This window comes from Pseudovibrio sp. FO-BEG1 (genome assembly GCF_000236645.1).
Taxonomy (GTDB): Bacteria; Pseudomonadota; Alphaproteobacteria; order Rhizobiales; family Stappiaceae; genus Pseudovibrio.
The window spans coordinates 3495844-3512067 of sequence record NC_016642.1; the positions used below are offsets into that span (position 1 = coordinate 3495844).

Annotated in this window: 16 protein-coding genes; 4 read left to right on the forward strand and 12 right to left on the reverse strand. The window is 52.1% G+C overall.

Going from position 1 to position 16224, the window contains the following annotated elements:
- Nucleotides 1–48: 48 nt before the first annotated feature.
- The 3 genes from PSE_RS15885 to PSE_RS15895 all read right to left on the reverse strand — a co-directional run bounded on the left by PSE_RS15885 (nt 49) and on the right by PSE_RS15895 (nt 3900).
- A complete protein-coding gene (locus PSE_RS15885; protein ID WP_014285801.1) occupies nt 49–885 on the reverse strand; it encodes a 3-keto-5-aminohexanoate cleavage protein in 837 nt (278 codons plus the stop codon).
- The gene (locus PSE_RS15890; protein WP_014285802.1) at nt 885–2225 is read right to left on the reverse strand and encodes an aspartate aminotransferase family protein; all 1341 of its coding nucleotides are present in this window, start codon (nt 2223–2225) and stop codon (nt 885–887) included. The genes PSE_RS15885 and PSE_RS15890 overlap by 1 nt, the downstream gene beginning before the upstream one ends.
- A 298-nt stretch (nt 2226–2523) precedes the next feature.
- Complete coding sequence (locus tag PSE_RS15895; RefSeq protein WP_041769049.1) at nt 2524–3900, reverse strand: MATE family efflux transporter; 1377 nt, start codon at nt 3898–3900, stop codon at nt 2524–2526.
- 149 nt (nt 3901–4049) lie between these two features.
- Between PSE_RS15895 and PSE_RS15900 the strand changes: the two genes are divergently transcribed.
- On the forward strand, nt 4050–4673 hold the full coding sequence (locus PSE_RS15900) for a TetR family transcriptional regulator C-terminal domain-containing protein (protein ID WP_014285804.1): 624 nt from the start codon (nt 4050–4052) through the stop codon (nt 4671–4673).
- A 38-nt stretch (nt 4674–4711) separates the two neighbouring features.
- Nucleotides 4712–5155 (forward strand): type II 3-dehydroquinate dehydratase, encoded by a 444-nt coding sequence (aroQ, locus tag PSE_RS15905; RefSeq protein WP_014285805.1) that lies wholly within the window; start codon nt 4712–4714, stop codon nt 5153–5155.
- Between the two features lie 70 nt (nt 5156–5225).
- Here aroQ and PSE_RS15910 read toward each other — a convergent pair whose 3' ends face one another.
- A complete protein-coding gene (locus tag PSE_RS15910) occupies nt 5226–6080 on the reverse strand; it encodes a class I SAM-dependent methyltransferase (protein ID WP_014285806.1) in 855 nt (284 codons plus the stop codon).
- Between the two features lie 248 nt (nt 6081–6328).
- Nucleotides 6329–6763 (reverse strand): alternative ribosome rescue aminoacyl-tRNA hydrolase ArfB, encoded by a 435-nt coding sequence (gene arfB / locus PSE_RS15915; protein WP_041768606.1) that lies wholly within the window; start codon nt 6761–6763, stop codon nt 6329–6331.
- Between the two features lie 311 nt (nt 6764–7074).
- Here arfB and PSE_RS15920 point away from each other — a divergent pair, with 311 nt between their 5' ends.
- Nucleotides 7075–8436 (forward strand): aspartate aminotransferase family protein, encoded by a 1362-nt coding sequence (locus PSE_RS15920; protein WP_014285808.1) that lies wholly within the window; start codon nt 7075–7077, stop codon nt 8434–8436.
- A 132-nt stretch (nt 8437–8568) separates the two neighbouring features.
- On the opposite strand, the gene PSE_RS15925 is transcribed toward PSE_RS15920, so the two are convergent.
- Nucleotides 8569–8862: a hypothetical protein gene (locus tag PSE_RS15925; protein ID WP_208997954.1), complete on the reverse strand. Its 294-nt coding sequence runs from the start codon at nt 8860–8862 to the stop codon at nt 8569–8571.
- Nucleotides 8863–9243: 381 nt separating this feature from the next.
- Here PSE_RS15925 and mazG point away from each other — a divergent pair, with 381 nt between their 5' ends.
- Nucleotides 9244–10077: a nucleoside triphosphate pyrophosphohydrolase gene (gene mazG / locus PSE_RS15930; protein WP_014285810.1), complete on the forward strand. Its 834-nt coding sequence runs from the start codon at nt 9244–9246 to the stop codon at nt 10075–10077.
- Between the two features lie 327 nt (nt 10078–10404).
- Here the strand turns inward: mazG and PSE_RS15935 are convergent, their stop codons facing one another.
- From PSE_RS15935 to trkA, 6 genes are all read right to left on the reverse strand, one after another.
- Complete coding sequence (locus PSE_RS15935) at nt 10405–11022, reverse strand: YdcF family protein (RefSeq protein ID WP_014285812.1); 618 nt, start codon at nt 11020–11022, stop codon at nt 10405–10407.
- A 44-nt stretch (nt 11023–11066) separates the two neighbouring features.
- Nucleotides 11067–11543 (reverse strand): hypothetical protein, encoded by a 477-nt coding sequence (locus PSE_RS15940; protein ID WP_208997955.1) that lies wholly within the window; start codon nt 11541–11543, stop codon nt 11067–11069.
- 183 nt (nt 11544–11726) lie between these two features.
- On the reverse strand, nt 11727–13202 hold the full coding sequence (gene hflX, locus PSE_RS15945) for a GTPase HflX (RefSeq protein WP_014285814.1): 1476 nt from the start codon (nt 13200–13202) through the stop codon (nt 11727–11729).
- Nucleotides 13202–13459 (reverse strand): RNA chaperone Hfq, encoded by a 258-nt coding sequence (hfq, locus tag PSE_RS15950; protein WP_008546823.1) that lies wholly within the window; start codon nt 13457–13459, stop codon nt 13202–13204. Before hfq ends, hflX begins: the two co-directional genes overlap by 1 nt.
- A gap of 161 nt (nt 13460–13620) precedes the next feature.
- A complete protein-coding gene (locus tag PSE_RS15955) occupies nt 13621–14499 on the reverse strand; it encodes a D-amino-acid transaminase (protein ID WP_008547130.1) in 879 nt (292 codons plus the stop codon).
- A gap of 328 nt (nt 14500–14827) precedes the next feature.
- Nucleotides 14828–16204 carry a Trk system potassium transporter TrkA gene (gene trkA / locus PSE_RS15960; protein ID WP_008546938.1) on the reverse strand — a complete coding sequence of 459 codons (1377 nt, stop codon included), beginning with the start codon at nt 16202–16204 and terminating at the stop codon, nt 14828–14830.
- Between the last annotated feature and the right edge of the window lie 20 nt (nt 16205–16224).

The window sequence follows — 16224 nt, forward strand, 5'->3', positions numbered from 1 at the left end:
GCTATCACAACAATAGCAGCCTTTTGAATTCTCAATGTAAACAGCAGATTACTGAGGCTTACCAAGCACTTTCAACACGTCATCCTTGGAAACAGCACCTTCATATCCCATTTCACCGCGGATATGAGAGACAACCTGAATACGCTCCGCATTGTCCTTTGCCAGTTTGCCAGAACCATGCCAAAGGCTGTTCTCAAAGCCAATACGCGCATGACCACCATGCCCAAAGGCCAACGCCCCACACGCCGTTTCAGCACGACCAAACGCACAGAGCATGAACGGGTTGTCCTGAGCAATATGAGCCGCAGCATCGCGGGCAGCAAGGAAACCAAGCAGATCCCGCGGATCGCTCTCCTGATCCTTGGCATAGCGACCCAGCACATAGAGCTGGCTACCATACCCAGTAGGAACAATGCCCTCACCCATCAGCAGGTCAAGACGAGCCACATCTTCCGGCGCATACAGAATATGCTGAACCGCACGGCCCGCTTCCTGAGCCTCAAAGTAGAACCGACGCGCCAGATCCATGTCACCGCCTTCTGGCGCCATTTCACGCATGGCAACAGAGACTGCTTCCGGCTCTACGGCTGCAACAACATCATACTGTTCCTGCGCACTGTAGCGTCCCACAGCCTCAGTCGTGATCTGAACCGCAAGATCAGGACACTTGGCCGTCACTTCAAGCAGAAGCTCTTTGTAAAGGCCTGCATCCAGAACATGCTGTCCATCCGCATCACGAACGTGCGCATGGAGGGCATCAGCGCCCTCCGCTTCCACGCTCACTGCACAAGCAGCGACTTCTTCAATCGTCACCGGCAGTTGCGGATGATCTGCTTTGCCACGACGCGCCCCGTTAGGAGCGCTCATGATGAGCCGTTTTGTCATCAGACAGAAACTCCGACCTGAGTGAAACTTTCCTTCATAGCAAGGCTTAGCTTCTCAACGATCTCAGCGATATGACTGTCATCAATGATGAACGGAGGTGCCAGCAGAATGTGGTCACCAGTCTTGCCGTCGACAGTACCACCCATCGGATAGCACATCAGACCGGCCTTCATGGCGTTCTGCTTCACTTTTGCATGGAGCTTGAAAGACGGATCCAAAGGCGCTTTCGTGCCACGGTCACTCACCAGCTCAAGCGCACGGAACAGACCACGACCACGAATGTCACCAACATATGGATGCTGACCAAACTCGTCATGCAGAGCTGCAGAAAGCTTCTCACCCATAGCACGCACGTGTTCCATACGGCCCAGCTCAGTAAGCTGATCCATAACAGCAGAACCAGCAGCAGCAGCCAGAGAGTGGCCCATGTAGGTGTGACCATGCTGGAAGAAGCCAGAGCCTTCAGCAATGGTGTCGTAGATCTCTTTAGAGCACAGCATCGCGCCAAGCGGCTGATAGCCAGCGCCGATCCCTTTCGCAACAGCAACGATGTCCGGACGAACCTCATCTTCGTTACATGCGAAAATATGACCGGTACGGCCCATGCCACACATCACTTCGTCAAGCACGAGCAGAATGCCGTACTTGTCACAGATCTCGCGAATGCGCTTCAGATAGCCCTTAACAGCCGGAACCGCACCCATGGTCGCGCCCACAACAGGCTCAGCAAAGAACGCAGCAACCTTTTCAGGACCAACACGCAGGATCTCATCTTCCAGAAGGTTCGCAGCACGCAGACCGTACTCTTCTTCCGTTTCACCTTCCTGCATATAGCGGTAGGTGTAACATGGGTCGATGTGAGACATTTCAATCAGCAGCGGACCGAACATTTCGCGGCGCCACTTGTTACCACCAGCAGAAAGCGCTCCCAGCGTGTTTCCGTGATAGCTCTGCCAACGCGCAATCATGTGCGAGCGTTGGTGTTCTCCCTTCTCAACAAAGTACTGCCGAACCAGTTTTACAGCAGACTCCATTGCCTCCGATCCACCTGAAACCAGATAGACACGGTCAATTCCTGTCGGAGCTTGGGCCACCAGTTTATTGGCCAGTTCCTCCGCCGGCTCACTGCCAAAAAAGCCAGTGTGCGCAAACGAAAACTTATCCAGCTGGGTCTTGATAGCTTCGATCACTTTTTCATTGGAGTGACCAAGACAAGAAACCGCAGCACCTCCACAGGCGTCAAGATATCTCTTGCCAGTAGAATCAATGAGGTAGCACCCGTCGCCTTTTGCAGCTGTTGGTAGCGTTACACGGGTATTTCTAGGAAAGATGTGGCTCATTATACAGCCTCCGGGCTGTAGCTCTGTTGTTCGAATGACCGTCCATAGACACGCAAAACTACGCGTGACAATTTGCACAGGCACCACATTGCCTACGTCAAAGTACTTGTCCATAAAAAACTATGAAATATCTCCAGATTGTGATCAGGAACACCCGCACAAAAGAGAGACAGGATATTTTACTACAAATTCCGGCAATAAAATTAGACGGGGCCTTGCTTATGTAAGCAAAACCCCGTGCGCCTTACGTTAAAGTTACTTTGCCGCCAAAAGACTCAATCAGTAAAATCTGAATGATCTAGGCAGCACCGGAGGCTGTGCGCCGGCTCTGCCAAAGTATCCAGTGCGGCTTTTTCTGCGAGAACATCAAAAGCGTCATGCCAAGCGTCAGCGCTTCAGCCACAGGCAGAGCATAGAACACGCTCATTGGACCAATGAAGAACCACAGTGCCACAATCAGCACCAAAGGCATCACCAGTGAGCGCGACATGGCAATCAGTGCCGATTGGGTCGCACAATGCATACCGGTAAAGTAACCGGAAAACGCAATATTGACGCCGTTAAACAGGAACACAGGCCAGATCACACCAATGATCTCGAGGGTGAGCTTCAAGGTGGCCTCATCCGCATCACCAACAAAGGCACTTGCCAGCAACATAGGCTGGAAGATCAGCAAGCTCGCCAGCAACAGCCCGACAAACAGGTTGGTACCCACGCCAAGCGACAAGAAATGATAGATCCGCCGAGGCTTTCGCGCGCCGAAGTTCACACTCACCAGAGGACCAAGCCCCTCACTCACACCGTAAAACACCATGATGCCAGTGAAGAACAGATAGTTCACGATGGTGAAAGCCGCCACACCTTGCGCACCGACTTCGGTGATCAGGATCCAGTTGAACAGAAACGCCACGATACCGCCGGAGCTTTCATTGATGAACTCAGACAGGCCGTTATAGGCCGCTGTATACATCGCTCTCCAGGAGCCATAGGGCTTCAGGAAACGCAGCTTGGCTTTCTTGTTGGCAAAGTGCAGCAGCAAAAACAACATCCCCGCCTGACTGGCAAGGCCGGTCGCCAACGCTGCCCCCCAAACGCCCCAGCCCAGATATCCAATCATCCAGGCATCGAGCACAATATTGACCACGGTGATCATCACCATGCCCGCCAGAGAAAAGTTGGGTCGCCCGTCAACACGAACGAAATGCGACAGCGCAACAGCTAGGCTCAGGCCGGGAAAGAACCACGCTACTGTGAAGATGTAAGTCTCCACCATTTCTGCTGTTTCTGCATTAGCACCAAGAATGCGCGCAGCAGCAGGCGTAAACGCAAGCAGCAAAAACGCAAATACAATGGAAAACACCAGTACGCTGATCAGGGCCTTCATGAAGATGTTGGAAGCATCCCGCTCCCTCCTCTCACCAATGAACTTGCCTGCCATCACAGCGGCGCCCACCGTCAGCATCACCACGACGCCGAAGTAGAGCGCAAACATAGGCGTAATCAGACTGATAGCTGCCAACGCGGTTGAGCCAACAAAATTGCCGACAAAGATACCGTCAACAATACTGGCTGAGGCTATGGAGATCATGCCAAGCACAGCCGGGACCGCAAACCGGAAAAACTCTTTCGCCGGATGTCCCTTAGTCATCTTTTCATCTGCCATAGCCACTGACATGGTTTCACCTTTACGTCCGAGAGCACTCTCCCGCGTTTCCATCAAAATTGAGAAGAAATAGAAATTGAACAATTGATCAACTTGGACATACGCTCAAATTCATGATATGTCAAGAATGACAGATCTGAAGACGCGAAACGGAACGCTATATGGCCTATCTGGCGAAAGAAGAACGCCGCAAAGCAATCATTCTGGCAACGCTGGAGGTTGTGAAGGAAAAAGGGTTCGCCGGCATCACCACCCGCGCAGTAGCCAAGCAGCTCGGCGCAGCAACCGGCATCCTTCACCACCACTTCAAATCCCTGACAGATCTGAAATGCGAAGCCTTGCGCTACCTTTCACAAAAGAATGGTGACAATTGCATCTCTATCGCGAAAGACCTGACACCAACACAGGCCCTACTCCGCCTCATCAGCTTCAACGCCACATCGGAGGAAAAAGCAGAAACCACCATCTGGATCAGCGCGGCAGATGAAGCCACCAGAGACCCAGAACTTGCACGCGTCTATGCGGAAGAAACCAACAAAAGCCACCAATGGCTCTGCAGCAATCTGCGGGAAGGCGTAAAAACTGGCGAGTACACCCTCACCCTGCCCGTTGAGCTTGCCGCGTGGAAACTCATGTCACTTGCCTTCAATCTTTATGATGTGTCCAACCTGCCGGAAACAGAGCTGACACCAGACATGGCCGTGCAGATCCTTAAGGAAGAACTGAAGTCTACGCTCGGCCTCGACAGCAAAGACCTTGCGTCTCAGCTGCTTTCAAGCCATTAAGGTGAGACACGATCACCGCACAACTTCAGAGAGCTTTTATGAAGAAGATCCTCATCCTCAATGGACCGAACCTGAACCTGCTTGGAATGCGCCAGCCGGAAGTTTACGGCTCCACCACTTTGGCTGAGATCGAGGATCAGTGCCGCGCCCACGCAAAACAGCTGGGTGTGGAGGTTGAGTGCAAGCAATCCAACCATGAAGGCGAGCTGATCGACTGGATTCACGAAACCCGCCAGTCCCGCACCGCAATCGTCCTCAATGCAGGTGCCTACACGCACACTTCCATTGCCATCATGGACGCGATCGCCAGTGTTGAGCGCCCGGTCATCGAACTCCACCTCTCAAACATCCATCAGCGGGAAGAATTCCGTCACACCTCTTACATCTCCAAAGTCGCAAAAGGCATGATCTGCGGCCTCGGCGCCCACGGCTACACACTCGCCATGGACGCAGCCCTTCGCATTCTGGAAGAAGAAGACTAGACAGCCGGACTAGCAGGTAGCTCGCGACTACAGAGATGTTGAGCCTCTTAAGAAAACAAGAGGCTTAAGCTCATACACCTTTGTATTCAGCAACAACAACAAGTCCCTGAACCGGCTCTCCATTTTCAAAGCGCGGCGTCACTTCTTCAATCTCAATCAGCGTAAAGCCACTGGCCTCCAGCAATTCACGCAGATAGAGGGCAGAATGAGCAAACCGTCCGCGGCTGCCCATCACATAAGGTTTTTCCGTAAAAGCCTCATCTGCAGCTGTCTCGGTTGTGAAGATGACTTTGCCGTTTGGTTCAATATTTTTCGCAAGACCAGCAACCGCATCCTCCAAAGCACCAAGATAAACCAGTGTATCACCTGAGATGATTAAGTCCCAACGATCATCCCAATCAACCTGCAGGAACTCATTGAGATCCTTCAGATACAGATCATCATAAAGCTCTTTCTGATCAGCCTGAATAAGCATGCCCTCAGAAAGGTCTACACCAGTCTTGTGCATTACACGATCTCCTATCGCTTCAGCGCACAGACCAGTCCCACACCCCAAATCCAGAAGGCGATTAAATCGGGCATCTGTAAACTTACTAATCTTTTCTAGGATAATCTCCGGCACCGCATAATTGAGCTGCTTAGTCAGGTGCTGGTCAAAGTCCTCTGCATACCTATCGAAAGTTGTGCTCACACATTGCTCAGGTAATGTGTCAGGCGTGTAATTCTCATCATTTGAACCGGATGCTAGCTGCTTTTTCTCAATAGCACTTAAATCCAAATCTGCTTTTTTTAGGGCAAGCTGCTCAGCTTCTTCGAACTTACCTTCCTCTTTAAGGTCTTGTATCTGACTGTCGATCAGAAATTTCTTGAGCGCGACATGTATGGGATTGTCTTCATCATCTGAGTTGAAACTGATATTCATCATCGCGATGGGCCTCTGCCTTAAGCAAACATTTTGATTTTCATAAAGTTTCTAGATCAAAAAGCATGCTGAAGACTTACGATACCCGATAAATATCTCTTTGTATTTTTGTTAGGTAATCTGGGCAACTTCAGGCACTACAGTCGCTTATTCGAATGAGTGCTCGATCTTCAAATAGACCAACCAATAACCAGCCCCTAGTCGAGGCAAGTTACTTCGCTATCAGCGGCAATCAGCACCCACCCAACACCTCAATCATAATTTTTGGAGCTACGCAGCTTCTTGATGTTGCCACGCTGCTTCTTGCCTTCCACCCGCCTGCGCTTGGAAGCAAGTGTTGGCCGTGTGGCTTTGCGCGTCTTCGGCACATAAGCAGCTTTGCGAATAAGCTCCAGCAGACGCTCCAGAGCTTCCTCCCGGTTACGCTCCTGCGTACGGAAGCGATCAGCCGTCAGAACGATCTCGCCCTTCAGCGTCAAACGTGAACCCGCAATCTTGCGCAAACGACTCTTCAGGTCGTCCGGAAGAGTCGTATTTCCATCCAGATTGAATCGCAATTGCACGGCAGAAGACACTTTATTCACGTTTTGACCGCCCGGACCCGAGGCCCGGATGAAATCTTCTTTGATGTCGCGCTCCTCGATCGAGAAGCGCTCGTTCACCTTTATTTTTTTGCGCTCACTCATCTTGCCCGCCCGTAACACCACTCATGCATAGCATTGATTGAAATAGGAAATTTTACTCTTTGGTCAAAAAACAACCTTTAAAGCAACACAGCACGCTATAATACTAGGCCCTCAGTTTTGCAAAGTTTTAGCCAACAAAACCGTACGCCACCACAGGTATAGGCGAACGTATAATGCACGTATATGTTTGATATCGCTTGATTTAGTCAGGTCTTCTACATAGTCTCGGTCCCATATCCTACCAGAGGGTAAAATAATTACGGCACTCAGCCGACCAAGCAATATTCGTCTCAAGCGTTATCGGAGGGGAAATGACAGAGGCTAACACATTGGCGCGGGACGAGATCGAACAGATCACCGGCCTGACCACAAACAACCTTGATGCCTACTGGATGCCTTTCACGGCAAACCGGCAGTTCAAGAAAGACCCACGCCTTCTCGTGAAGGCAAAGGACATGCACTACACCTCCGCCGATGGCCGCCAGATCCTGGACGGCACAGCAGGCCTGTGGTGCTGCAACGCCGGCCATGGTCGCCAGAAGATCGTTGAAGCCGTACAGCAGCAGGTTGCGGAGCTGGACTACGCACCAGCCTTCCAGATGGCGCATCCAAAGTCTTTCGAGCTCGCAGCCCGTCTCGCAGCGCTGATGCCAGACCCGCTGAACCACGTATTCTACACTAACTCCGGCTCCGAGAGTGTTGAGACAGCCCTCAAGATGGCGCTCGCTTACCACAAAGCCAGAGGCGAAGGCTCCCGTACCCGTCTGATCGGTCGCGAGCGTGGCTATCACGGCGTGAACTTCGGCGGCATCTCCGTTGGTGGTATGGTTGCCAACCGCAAACAGTTCGGCGCAATGCTGGCTGGCGTGGACCACATGCGGCACACCCACGGCATCGCAGGCAACGAGTTCAGCAAAGGCGTTCCGAAAAACGGCATCGAGTATGCTGAAGATCTCATGCGCCTCATTCAGCTTCACGACCCATCCACCATTGCAGCGGTGATCGTGGAACCGGTTGCTGGCTCTGCAGGCGTGATCCTGCCGCCAGAAGGCTACCTGAAGCGCCTGCGCGAGATCTGTGACGAACATGGCATCCTGCTGATCTTCGACGAAGTCATCACTGGCTTTGGTCGCCTCGGCACCCCATTCGGCGTGGACTACTTCGACGTCATTCCAGACCTCGTCACCACAGCTAAAGGCCTCACCAGTGGCGTTGTGCCAATGGGTGCGGTATTCGCAAGTTCCAAAGTCTATGACGCGTTCATGACCGGCCCGGATCATCTCATTGAGCTGTTCCATGGCTACACCTACTCAGCACATCCACTTGCATGTGCAGCCGCACTGGCAACGCTGGACGTTTATGCTGAAGAGGAACTGCTGACACGCGGCGCCAAGATGGCTGAGTATTGGCAGGAAGCACTTCACTCCCTGCGCGATTGCCCACACGTGATCGACATCCGCAACATCGGCCTCATTGGCGCGGTCGAGCTGGAACCGATTGCAGGCGAGCCAACCAAGCGTGCGTTCACCGCCTTCCTCAAGGCCTACGAGAAGAACATTCTCATCCGCACCACCGGCGATACCATCGCAATGTCACCACCGCTCATCATCTCCGAAAGCGAGATCGACACACTGGTCGGCACCTTGCGGGACGTGCTCAAAAGCCTGGACTAGCAGTCCAAAACACGAAACAGAAAGGGCGCCCTCAGCGCCCTTTTTTATTGCAAAAACAAATCACTAAACAAGAAACATAAATCATTGCATGATGCACCTCACTCACAACCGCACGCTGGGTGAACGTCAGCCTTAAGCAGATCTGCGCAGCACCTTAGAGCTTCCCGCCAACAAAGCTGTCACCAGAAGTGCAATCGTCACCGGCAACCCGAGTTGACGCTCCACTTCTGAGGACGTGGCAGCATTCGCAACCACACTGAGCGTGCAAATAGCAATCACAAGCCAATAACTCCACGCCGGCCATCTGAATGCGACCACCTCACCGCGCTTCAAGACAGAACAAGCCATGAAGACAGCAATAAAGGCCTGAAGCAGAGACAATGCCCTCATAGGCAACGGAAGGCTACCTTCAACGAAACCTCCCATCGTCAAAGCGCCCCAAGGCATCCCAAAGACCAGAGCCATATGAAAGAACACTAAATAAACCGCGATGCAGGAAAACAACACGGCTGAAACCTTCGCAATCACCTTAGATCACCCACCCAAATATTGATTAAGTCCGCCATCCTTCGCAGATTCCTGAAACACAGTAATGCAACAAAGCCCCCAAACGCAACGCACACCTCAATACTAAAATTATAAAAATCAATATGTTGCATACATTTATTGAAGTTAATAGTTATTAACTTTAACCAGCACCTCAACCCGAATAAATACAGGTGAGAACAGTCACGCAAAATCCCTCGCCATCGCCCCACCGCCCTGATAATGTGCCGCCAAATTCAGGCATTACTCATCAGGACACACATGCTTCCTTCCCAAGACATCGCCCGCCTCATCGAGATCATGAAGGCCCTGCGGACACCAGAGACTGGCTGCCCATGGGATCTGGAACAGAACTTCAAAACCATTTCGCCTTACACAATCGAAGAGGCCTATGAAGTCGCTGATGCCATCGAGCGCGAAGACCTGCATGATCTGAAAGAAGAGCTAGGAGACCTCCTCCTGCAAGTCGTCTACCACTCTCGTATGGCCGAGGAAGAAGCTGCCTTTGCCTTTGGCGACGTGGTGGAAGCGATCACGAAAAAGATGATCCGCCGCCACCCACACGTGTTTGGCGATGAGGAGCAAAAAGCTGCTGGCTTTCCCAGAGGCACCTGGGACCGCATCAAGGAAGAAGAAAAGCAGGAACGCAAACAGCAGCGCGCCCAAATGGGCCTGACGGAAAAGTTGCCTCGCTTTTTGGACGAAGTTCCATCCGCATTCCCGGCCCTGACAGAAGCCGAAAAACTCCAGCACCGAGCCTCAAAAGTCGGCTTCGATTGGGGAGCAGCCGAGCCTGTTCTGGACAAGATCAAAGAGGAAGTGGAAGAGCTCACTGACGAGGTAAAAGCAGACGCACCAGACCGCGCGAAGATTGAAGATGAACTCGGCGATGTTCTCTTCGCAATCGCCAACCTTGCCCGTCATCTTGAGATCCAACCGGAAGCCGCTCTAAAGCGCACCAACACCAAGTTCCGCCGCCGCTTCGCCCACATCGAAGACGCCGCCCAAGCCGAAAACCGCCCCTTGGCAGACCTGTCCCTCGATGAAATGGAAACCCACTGGCAAACGGCGAAGAAGTTTGATCCGACCAGGTGAGCGGAGGCAACACAGCACCTCACAAGCCCCAGAAACCCACTACAATTTCTAGCTGTATGAAACTGACCGGCACGATATAGTTGGCGGGTCAGAAGGACTTCACCTTCGGCAAAAAAGAAAGGAAGGTGAGACGCATATGAAAATCCGGAAGGCGGGTTTTAAAATCAGGTTCCTCGGTGTGACAATCGAATTCACCCTGATTTTCAAAACCTAAGCTAACGGGGAAAGGGCGAAAGCCCTTCCCCACCGGATCAAGAAAAGCGTCTTACCTTCCTTCTCTGACCTGAGAATACCACAGATAACCATAAATTTTCAACAAAGCGCCACTCAGTCAATTATCGGACACGTCTCCAGATTGAGCTCATTCACATAGCCCGCCTTGAGATAGGGCTGTATCTTCCCCCACTCATCCAACACTTCACACGTAAACTCTGGGTGCAAAGGCCAGTCTGCGACTGAGACCGGGTATTTATTTGCAGGCGCGAGCATCTTGATAACCTCAGGCCAATAACGCTCCAACGTCATGAGATAGCGACGGGAGGCACTAACGCTGCCAACAGCGATTACCGACTGAATGGCATCATAAATGCCAAGATCTTTCAGAAGCCCGATAGAGAACACCACATTCTCGCCCGTATTGCTTGCCCGCGTTTCCAGAATAATGCGAGGCCGAGGAACGCCCTGCACGACCAAAGCTTCACACATATCGTGAGCCTCACACTGACCGGTCTCCGTATACTCCCCGCCACTGACCAGAACTCGCTCAACCAGCCCATCACGCCACAGCTGCGCAGCCACCTGAACCCGTGCCTCTGCACTCTTATGCGAGCCGAACAGCAAACACAGATCAGCCTTGCGGATCTCGGTCCTGACAAGCAGATACCGATTAATCTCAGCGATCAGTTGAGGTGTAAGTTTTGGGGGCGAATTAGCGGCGCAGGTCATCACCCACTCAGTCTAGCGCCGCACCCTCATGAAGTCACGGAAGATCAATCGCAAACGCGCGTGGACGTCTTCTCCGAGCTTTCTTCAGTCACAATCAGACCACGCATGGTTTTCGCAATCTCTGACTGACTGGAGGCTTCTGTATGTACGCAATTATCTCCACTCTTTCGATAAGTATGGGAGACGCCGGACTTATTGTAGGAAACAACAGAACCCGACTTGCGCGACGCCTTAGCAGGTGCCGGTTTAGAGGTATCCGGCGGCAACACCGATGGCAGGATCAGCGGCTCAGAACCAGAAGAGGAGCTGGAAGCGACTCTTTTGCGCTCCGCCTCACTATGCTCAATAGCCTCCGCAACAGCTAATGCCCCAGCCATCAAAGCAGCAACATCATTCACAGTTCCGTATGTAGAAGCAGGCTGCGCCATAGTACCGGAAGGAGAAGCCCCCGGGTCACCAGTCCCCTGACATCCGGCAATAAGAAAAAGCACGCCGCCACTGACAATTATATTTCGAAACATAATCAGTCCCAATAATCATATCAATTTTTACTAAAATTATATTTTTTGAAAACTTATTGAAACAAAGCACCATTAACAACTGACAGTGCGTAATATTTTCACATGAATTTGTACGATCAGCCCAGTAAAAAGCCCCACTCACCAGAGCGGGGCTTTTGTGTAGTATCAGTCGGTCAGACCAGATCAGATTGGCGAGTAACCGCTATCATCCGTATCATCGTCTTCTTCCGACACAGGCTCATCAGGCAGCTCAAGACCAGTCACGAAGTACTTGGCAAAGCGCTCGCGCACACGAGAGCGATGTGCATCCGGAACGCGCACAGCAAGGCGAATACCATCTTCCACGTCATCACGTGAGAGGATTTCGCAGTGCTGATAGAGCCACGCATGCCCCTGCCCATCGCTGTGCGGCAGAACCATGGTCACCGTGTCCAGCTGCTCGGCCAAACGCGCTTCAATACGGGCTAGCAAATCAGGAATGCCATCACCGCTGATCGCAGATACCGAAATCGGCCCCTCATCAACACTGTTGCTTTCCAGCAGCTTTTCGCGGTGCGCCTCATCCAGCTTGTCGATCTTGTTATAGACCTCGATGACACGATCACTCTCAGACACTTTAAGACCAAGCATCTCAAGAGTTTCGTTCACGTCCAGAGACTGCGCCTTGGTGTCTTCATGAGCAATATCGCGCACATGCAGCACAATATCGGCCTGAATAACCTCTTCCAGCGTCGCGCGGAACGCAGCCACCAGATTATGCGGCAGCTCAGAAATGAAGCCCACCGTGTCAGACAGGATCACCTCACGGCCATGCGGCAGCTTCAATCGGCGAAGCGTTGGATCCAGCGTCGCGAACAGCAAGTCTTTGGCAAACACCTCCGCATTGGTCATGCGGTTAAACAGCGTGGATTTGCCCGCGTTGGTATAGCCCACAAAGGCAATCACCGGATGCGGTACTTTCTTACGCTGTTTGCGGTGCAGCTTACGGGTCCGCTGAACTTGCTCCAGCTGCCCCTTCAGCAAGGTGATACGATCCTGAATGATACGCCGGTCAGCCTCGATCTGCGTTTCACCCGGACCACCAACGAAGCCCAGACCACCACGCTGACGCTCAAGGTGCGTCCACGAGCGAACCAGACGAGATTTCTGCCAGGTCAGGTGAGCAAGCTCCACCTGCAGGCGTCCTTCCTTGGTCTGCGCACGTTCGCCGAAGATCTCAAGAATAAGACCCGTCCGGTCGATGACCTTGGTGTTCCAGTCTCGTTCCAGGTTTCGCTGCTGGATAGGAGTAAGTGGATGATCGACAACAACCAGCTCAATCTCTTCGATTTCAATCTGGCCGCGGATTTCCTCCACCTTACCAGAACCGAACAGACTACCCGGCTTCACATTTGCCAATCTCACCAGACCTGAGGAGACAATCTCCAACTCGATTGCAGCTGCAAGTCCGACAGCTTCTTCCAGTCTGGCTTGAGGGCTACGCTCAGCACCAAAGGGGCGCTCAGGAGCACCTTTACCTCTTGCCAGAGCTCTGCTTGAAATGATTGGTACGATGACGAGTGACCGGGTTCCCCGGGTCACCTCGTCTTCGCCGGCCTCAACATTCGCATCACGTTGCTTGCGGTTCAGACCGGCCTCTTTCTTAGATTGGGGCTTCATCAGCCTCCTGCTTTTTCGCCTTCTTCTTCAGCTGGTTCAAACAGCTGTATAGGGCTATTTGGCATGATTGTTGAGATAGCGTGCTTGTAAACGAGCTGGGAGTGCCCGTCACGACGCAATAATACGCAGAAATTATCAAACCAAGTAACTACACCTTGCAGTTTTACACCATTGATCAAAAAGATTGTCAGTGGCGTCTTCTGCTTCCTGACATGATTTAAAAATGTATCTTGAAGATTTTGAGCGCGGTCAGCCATAACTATTTTTTTCCTGTTCTCAGTGGACACGGCCGCGGCATCCACCATTTACTGTTCCCATCCTCGAAACGGCCAAGTGACACTCACAAACACAAGAGAGATGCCCCAACACTAAGGTGCGCCGTCCTTCGTAAGTTCCCTTCAGCAAACACCGGAGGCACTTAACCCCCGGCAACCTCCAGTTTAATCAACTCTGACGCTTCATGGAATGATTTTCTTAAGTCTTGAACGATTGGACCTGGTCGCCCATCACCAAGAATTGTTTCGTTTATTTTCACGACAGGCATGACAAGCCCGGAAGCACTTGTTAAAAATGCCTCTTGCGCACTTTTTGCCTCTTCCAGAGAAAAACCGCGTTCTTCTACGGAAAATCCTTTCATTTCCGCCAATTTTAGAACGCCCGCTCTGGTAATTCCTTTTAGAATTCCGTGAGTAGCAGGTCGCGTAACCAAAGTGCCGTTCTTTAGAATTATCCAAGCATTGGTTGAACCGCCTTCAGTTATAAGGCCATTTTTATCCACAAACCATGCTTCGCGAGCCCCGGCCTCCTTAGCCTTTTGTTTAGCAAGAACATTAGGCAAAAGACCAACAGTCTTGATATCAACGCGGTCCCAACGATTCTCTTCAACCGTAATAACGCCAACACCCTGCGCCGCAACCTTGTCCATTTTGCCCGCCGGCACGGACTTTGCGGTCATAACCACAGAAGGCAATGTTCCCGCTGGTGGAAAATAGTGATCACGTGGTGCTACACCGCGCGAGACCTGCATGTAGATCAGGCCATTTTTGACGCGGTTCAGGGAGATCACTTCCTTCATCACCTGCACCAGAGCAGCACGGGACATGGGTGAAGCAATCTGAAGTTCGCTCAAGGACCGGTCTAGCCGGTCAAGATGCGCAGTCATATCAACGATCTGCCCCCGCCAGACCTCGCAGACCTCATAAACACCGTCAGAGAACTGGTAGCCCCGATCCTCAACGTGCACGGCTGCATGTGAATGCGGCACATATTGTCCATTTACGTAGGCAACACGGCTCATCAGCCTCTCCATTCCCCGAAATATTCAACAAATTACATCTAAGGGCATTTACTGAATACTATCAAGTGCCTACCGCACCATAAAACTGGATATTTCCGGTTTGGATCACTGAGAAAACCTGAGCAACACGAAGACAGATCTTCGCAACACCCACCACTCAGGCGTTTATCGCCATTTGCACCCACCATCTCAGGTTTCAGTGCTGTGCCGTACGGCACACCTGGCGCAAAATAAAAGAAAAGCCTGACACGATCCCGCATCAGGCTCCAAATCATTTCGGCTATGATGGTACAGACCTCAAGAACCAAAATTATTTCAGTAATTCGCCCTAGAAGAACTCCAGAGACACGCGGAACATCTGCTCCACTTGGCGAACTTTGTCAGCAACGGCGAAGATGACCACGCGGTCATGCGCCTGAATGCGCTCATCACCGCAAGGTGTGATCACTTTTCCATCACGCAAAATACCACCGATACGGATACCTTCTGCAAGCTCAACCTCTCGCAAAGGACGCCCAACAAGCGGTGACGTATCCAGCGCTTCCGCTTCAATCACCTCAGCAGCACCATTTTGCAAGGCATGCACCGCACGGATACGGCCACGACGCACATGCTGGAGGATCTTGGAGATCGTCACCTGACGCGGGTTCACAAAGGCATCAATGCCCAAAGCATGCGCAAAGGCTGGATAACTGGTGTTGTTCAGCAGCGAAAGGTTACGCTCGCAACCCATCTTCTTGGCCATCACGCAGGACAGGATGTTCACCTCATCCTCGTTGGTCAGCGCCACCATCATATCGGAGTCTTCAACATCCGCTTCCTGCAGCATGACCTGATCCAAAGCACTGCCATGCAAAACCACAGTTCTGCGCAGTTCATCCGCAATACGAATAGCCCGGTCGCGGGAATGTTCGATAATCTTTACTTTGGTCCTGCTCTGCTTGCCCTCAAGGCGGCGAGCAACATAAGCACCAATATTACCGCCACCAGCGATAAGAACGCGCTTTGCCTCTGGTTCTTCATGTCCAAAGATGCTCAGCGTACGGCGCACCTGCCCGCGCTCACAGCACACATAAACCAGATCGCCTTCGCGCATCATATCAGAGCTGTGCGGAACGAAGACCTTGCCATCACGGGCAATGCCAACGACCACAGCAGACAGGTCTGGGAACAGCTCCGTCAACTGACGCAGTGGCGTATCCAGAACCGGGCAGTCACCACCACAATCAATGCCAACGATAATCATGTTGTCATCGGCAAATCGCACAGTTTCCATAGCACCCGGCAACGACAAGCGCCGCAGGATCATCTCACCCACCTCAATTTCAGGCGAAATGATCACGTCAATCGGCATGTTATCGCGAGAAAACAGATTGCGATAATGAGATTGCAAATAGCTTTGCGCACGAACACGCGAAACCTTGATCGGCACGTTGAACAGCGAGTGCGCCACCTGACACGCGACCATGTTGATCTCGTCATACAAGGTCACGGCAATGATCATGTCAGCCTGGTCAGCACCTGCCTGCGCCAGCACATCCGGATGCGCACCATGGCCAATAAAGCCGCGCACATCCAGCGTGTCTCGAATGGCATGAACCAGCTGCGGGCTGGTATCAATCACAGAAACATCGTTCTGTTCCGCAGCAAGCTTTTCGGCAATGCCGTACCCAACCTGTCCGGCGCCACAAATAACAACCTTCATAATTCCAGTCCTTTGCTCTG

What these genes read in the sequence shown, in the direction of transcription:
- PSE_RS15885 (WP_014285801.1), bottom strand. Translation starts at nt 885, where the DNA reads ATGACAAAACGGCTCATCATGAGCGCTCCTAACGGGGCGCGTCGTGGC.
- PSE_RS15890 (WP_014285802.1), bottom strand. Translation starts at nt 2,225, where the DNA reads ATGAGCCACATCTTTCCTAGAAATACCCGTGTAACGCTACCAACAGCT.
- PSE_RS15895 (WP_041769049.1), bottom strand. Translation starts at nt 3,900, where the DNA reads ATGTCAGTGGCTATGGCAGATGAAAAGATGACTAAGGGACATCCGGCG.
- PSE_RS15900 (WP_014285804.1), top strand. Translation starts at nt 4,050, where the DNA reads ATGGCCTATCTGGCGAAAGAAGAACGCCGCAAAGCAATCATTCTGGCA.
- aroQ (WP_014285805.1), top strand. Translation starts at nt 4,712, where the DNA reads ATGAAGAAGATCCTCATCCTCAATGGACCGAACCTGAACCTGCTTGGA.
- PSE_RS15910 (WP_014285806.1), bottom strand. Translation starts at nt 6,080, where the DNA reads ATGATGAATATCAGTTTCAACTCAGATGATGAAGACAATCCCATACAT.
- arfB (WP_041768606.1), bottom strand. Translation starts at nt 6,763, where the DNA reads ATGAGTGAGCGCAAAAAAATAAAGGTGAACGAGCGCTTCTCGATCGAG.
- PSE_RS15920 (WP_014285808.1), top strand. Translation starts at nt 7,075, where the DNA reads ATGACAGAGGCTAACACATTGGCGCGGGACGAGATCGAACAGATCACC.
- PSE_RS15925 (WP_208997954.1), bottom strand. Translation starts at nt 8,862, where the DNA reads ATGGGAGGTTTCGTTGAAGGTAGCCTTCCGTTGCCTATGAGGGCATTG.
- mazG (WP_014285810.1), top strand. Translation starts at nt 9,244, where the DNA reads ATGCTTCCTTCCCAAGACATCGCCCGCCTCATCGAGATCATGAAGGCC.
- PSE_RS15935 (WP_014285812.1), bottom strand. Translation starts at nt 11,022, where the DNA reads ATGACCTGCGCCGCTAATTCGCCCCCAAAACTTACACCTCAACTGATC.
- PSE_RS15940 (WP_208997955.1), bottom strand. Translation starts at nt 11,543, where the DNA reads ATGTTTCGAAATATAATTGTCAGTGGCGGCGTGCTTTTTCTTATTGCC.
- hflX (WP_014285814.1), bottom strand. Translation starts at nt 13,202, where the DNA reads ATGAAGCCCCAATCTAAGAAAGAGGCCGGTCTGAACCGCAAGCAACGT.
- hfq (WP_008546823.1), bottom strand. Translation starts at nt 13,459, where the DNA reads ATGGCTGACCGCGCTCAAAATCTTCAAGATACATTTTTAAATCATGTC.
- PSE_RS15955 (WP_008547130.1), bottom strand. Translation starts at nt 14,499, where the DNA reads ATGAGCCGTGTTGCCTACGTAAATGGACAATATGTGCCGCATTCACAT.
- trkA (WP_008546938.1), bottom strand. Translation starts at nt 16,204, where the DNA reads ATGAAGGTTGTTATTTGTGGCGCCGGACAGGTTGGGTACGGCATTGCC.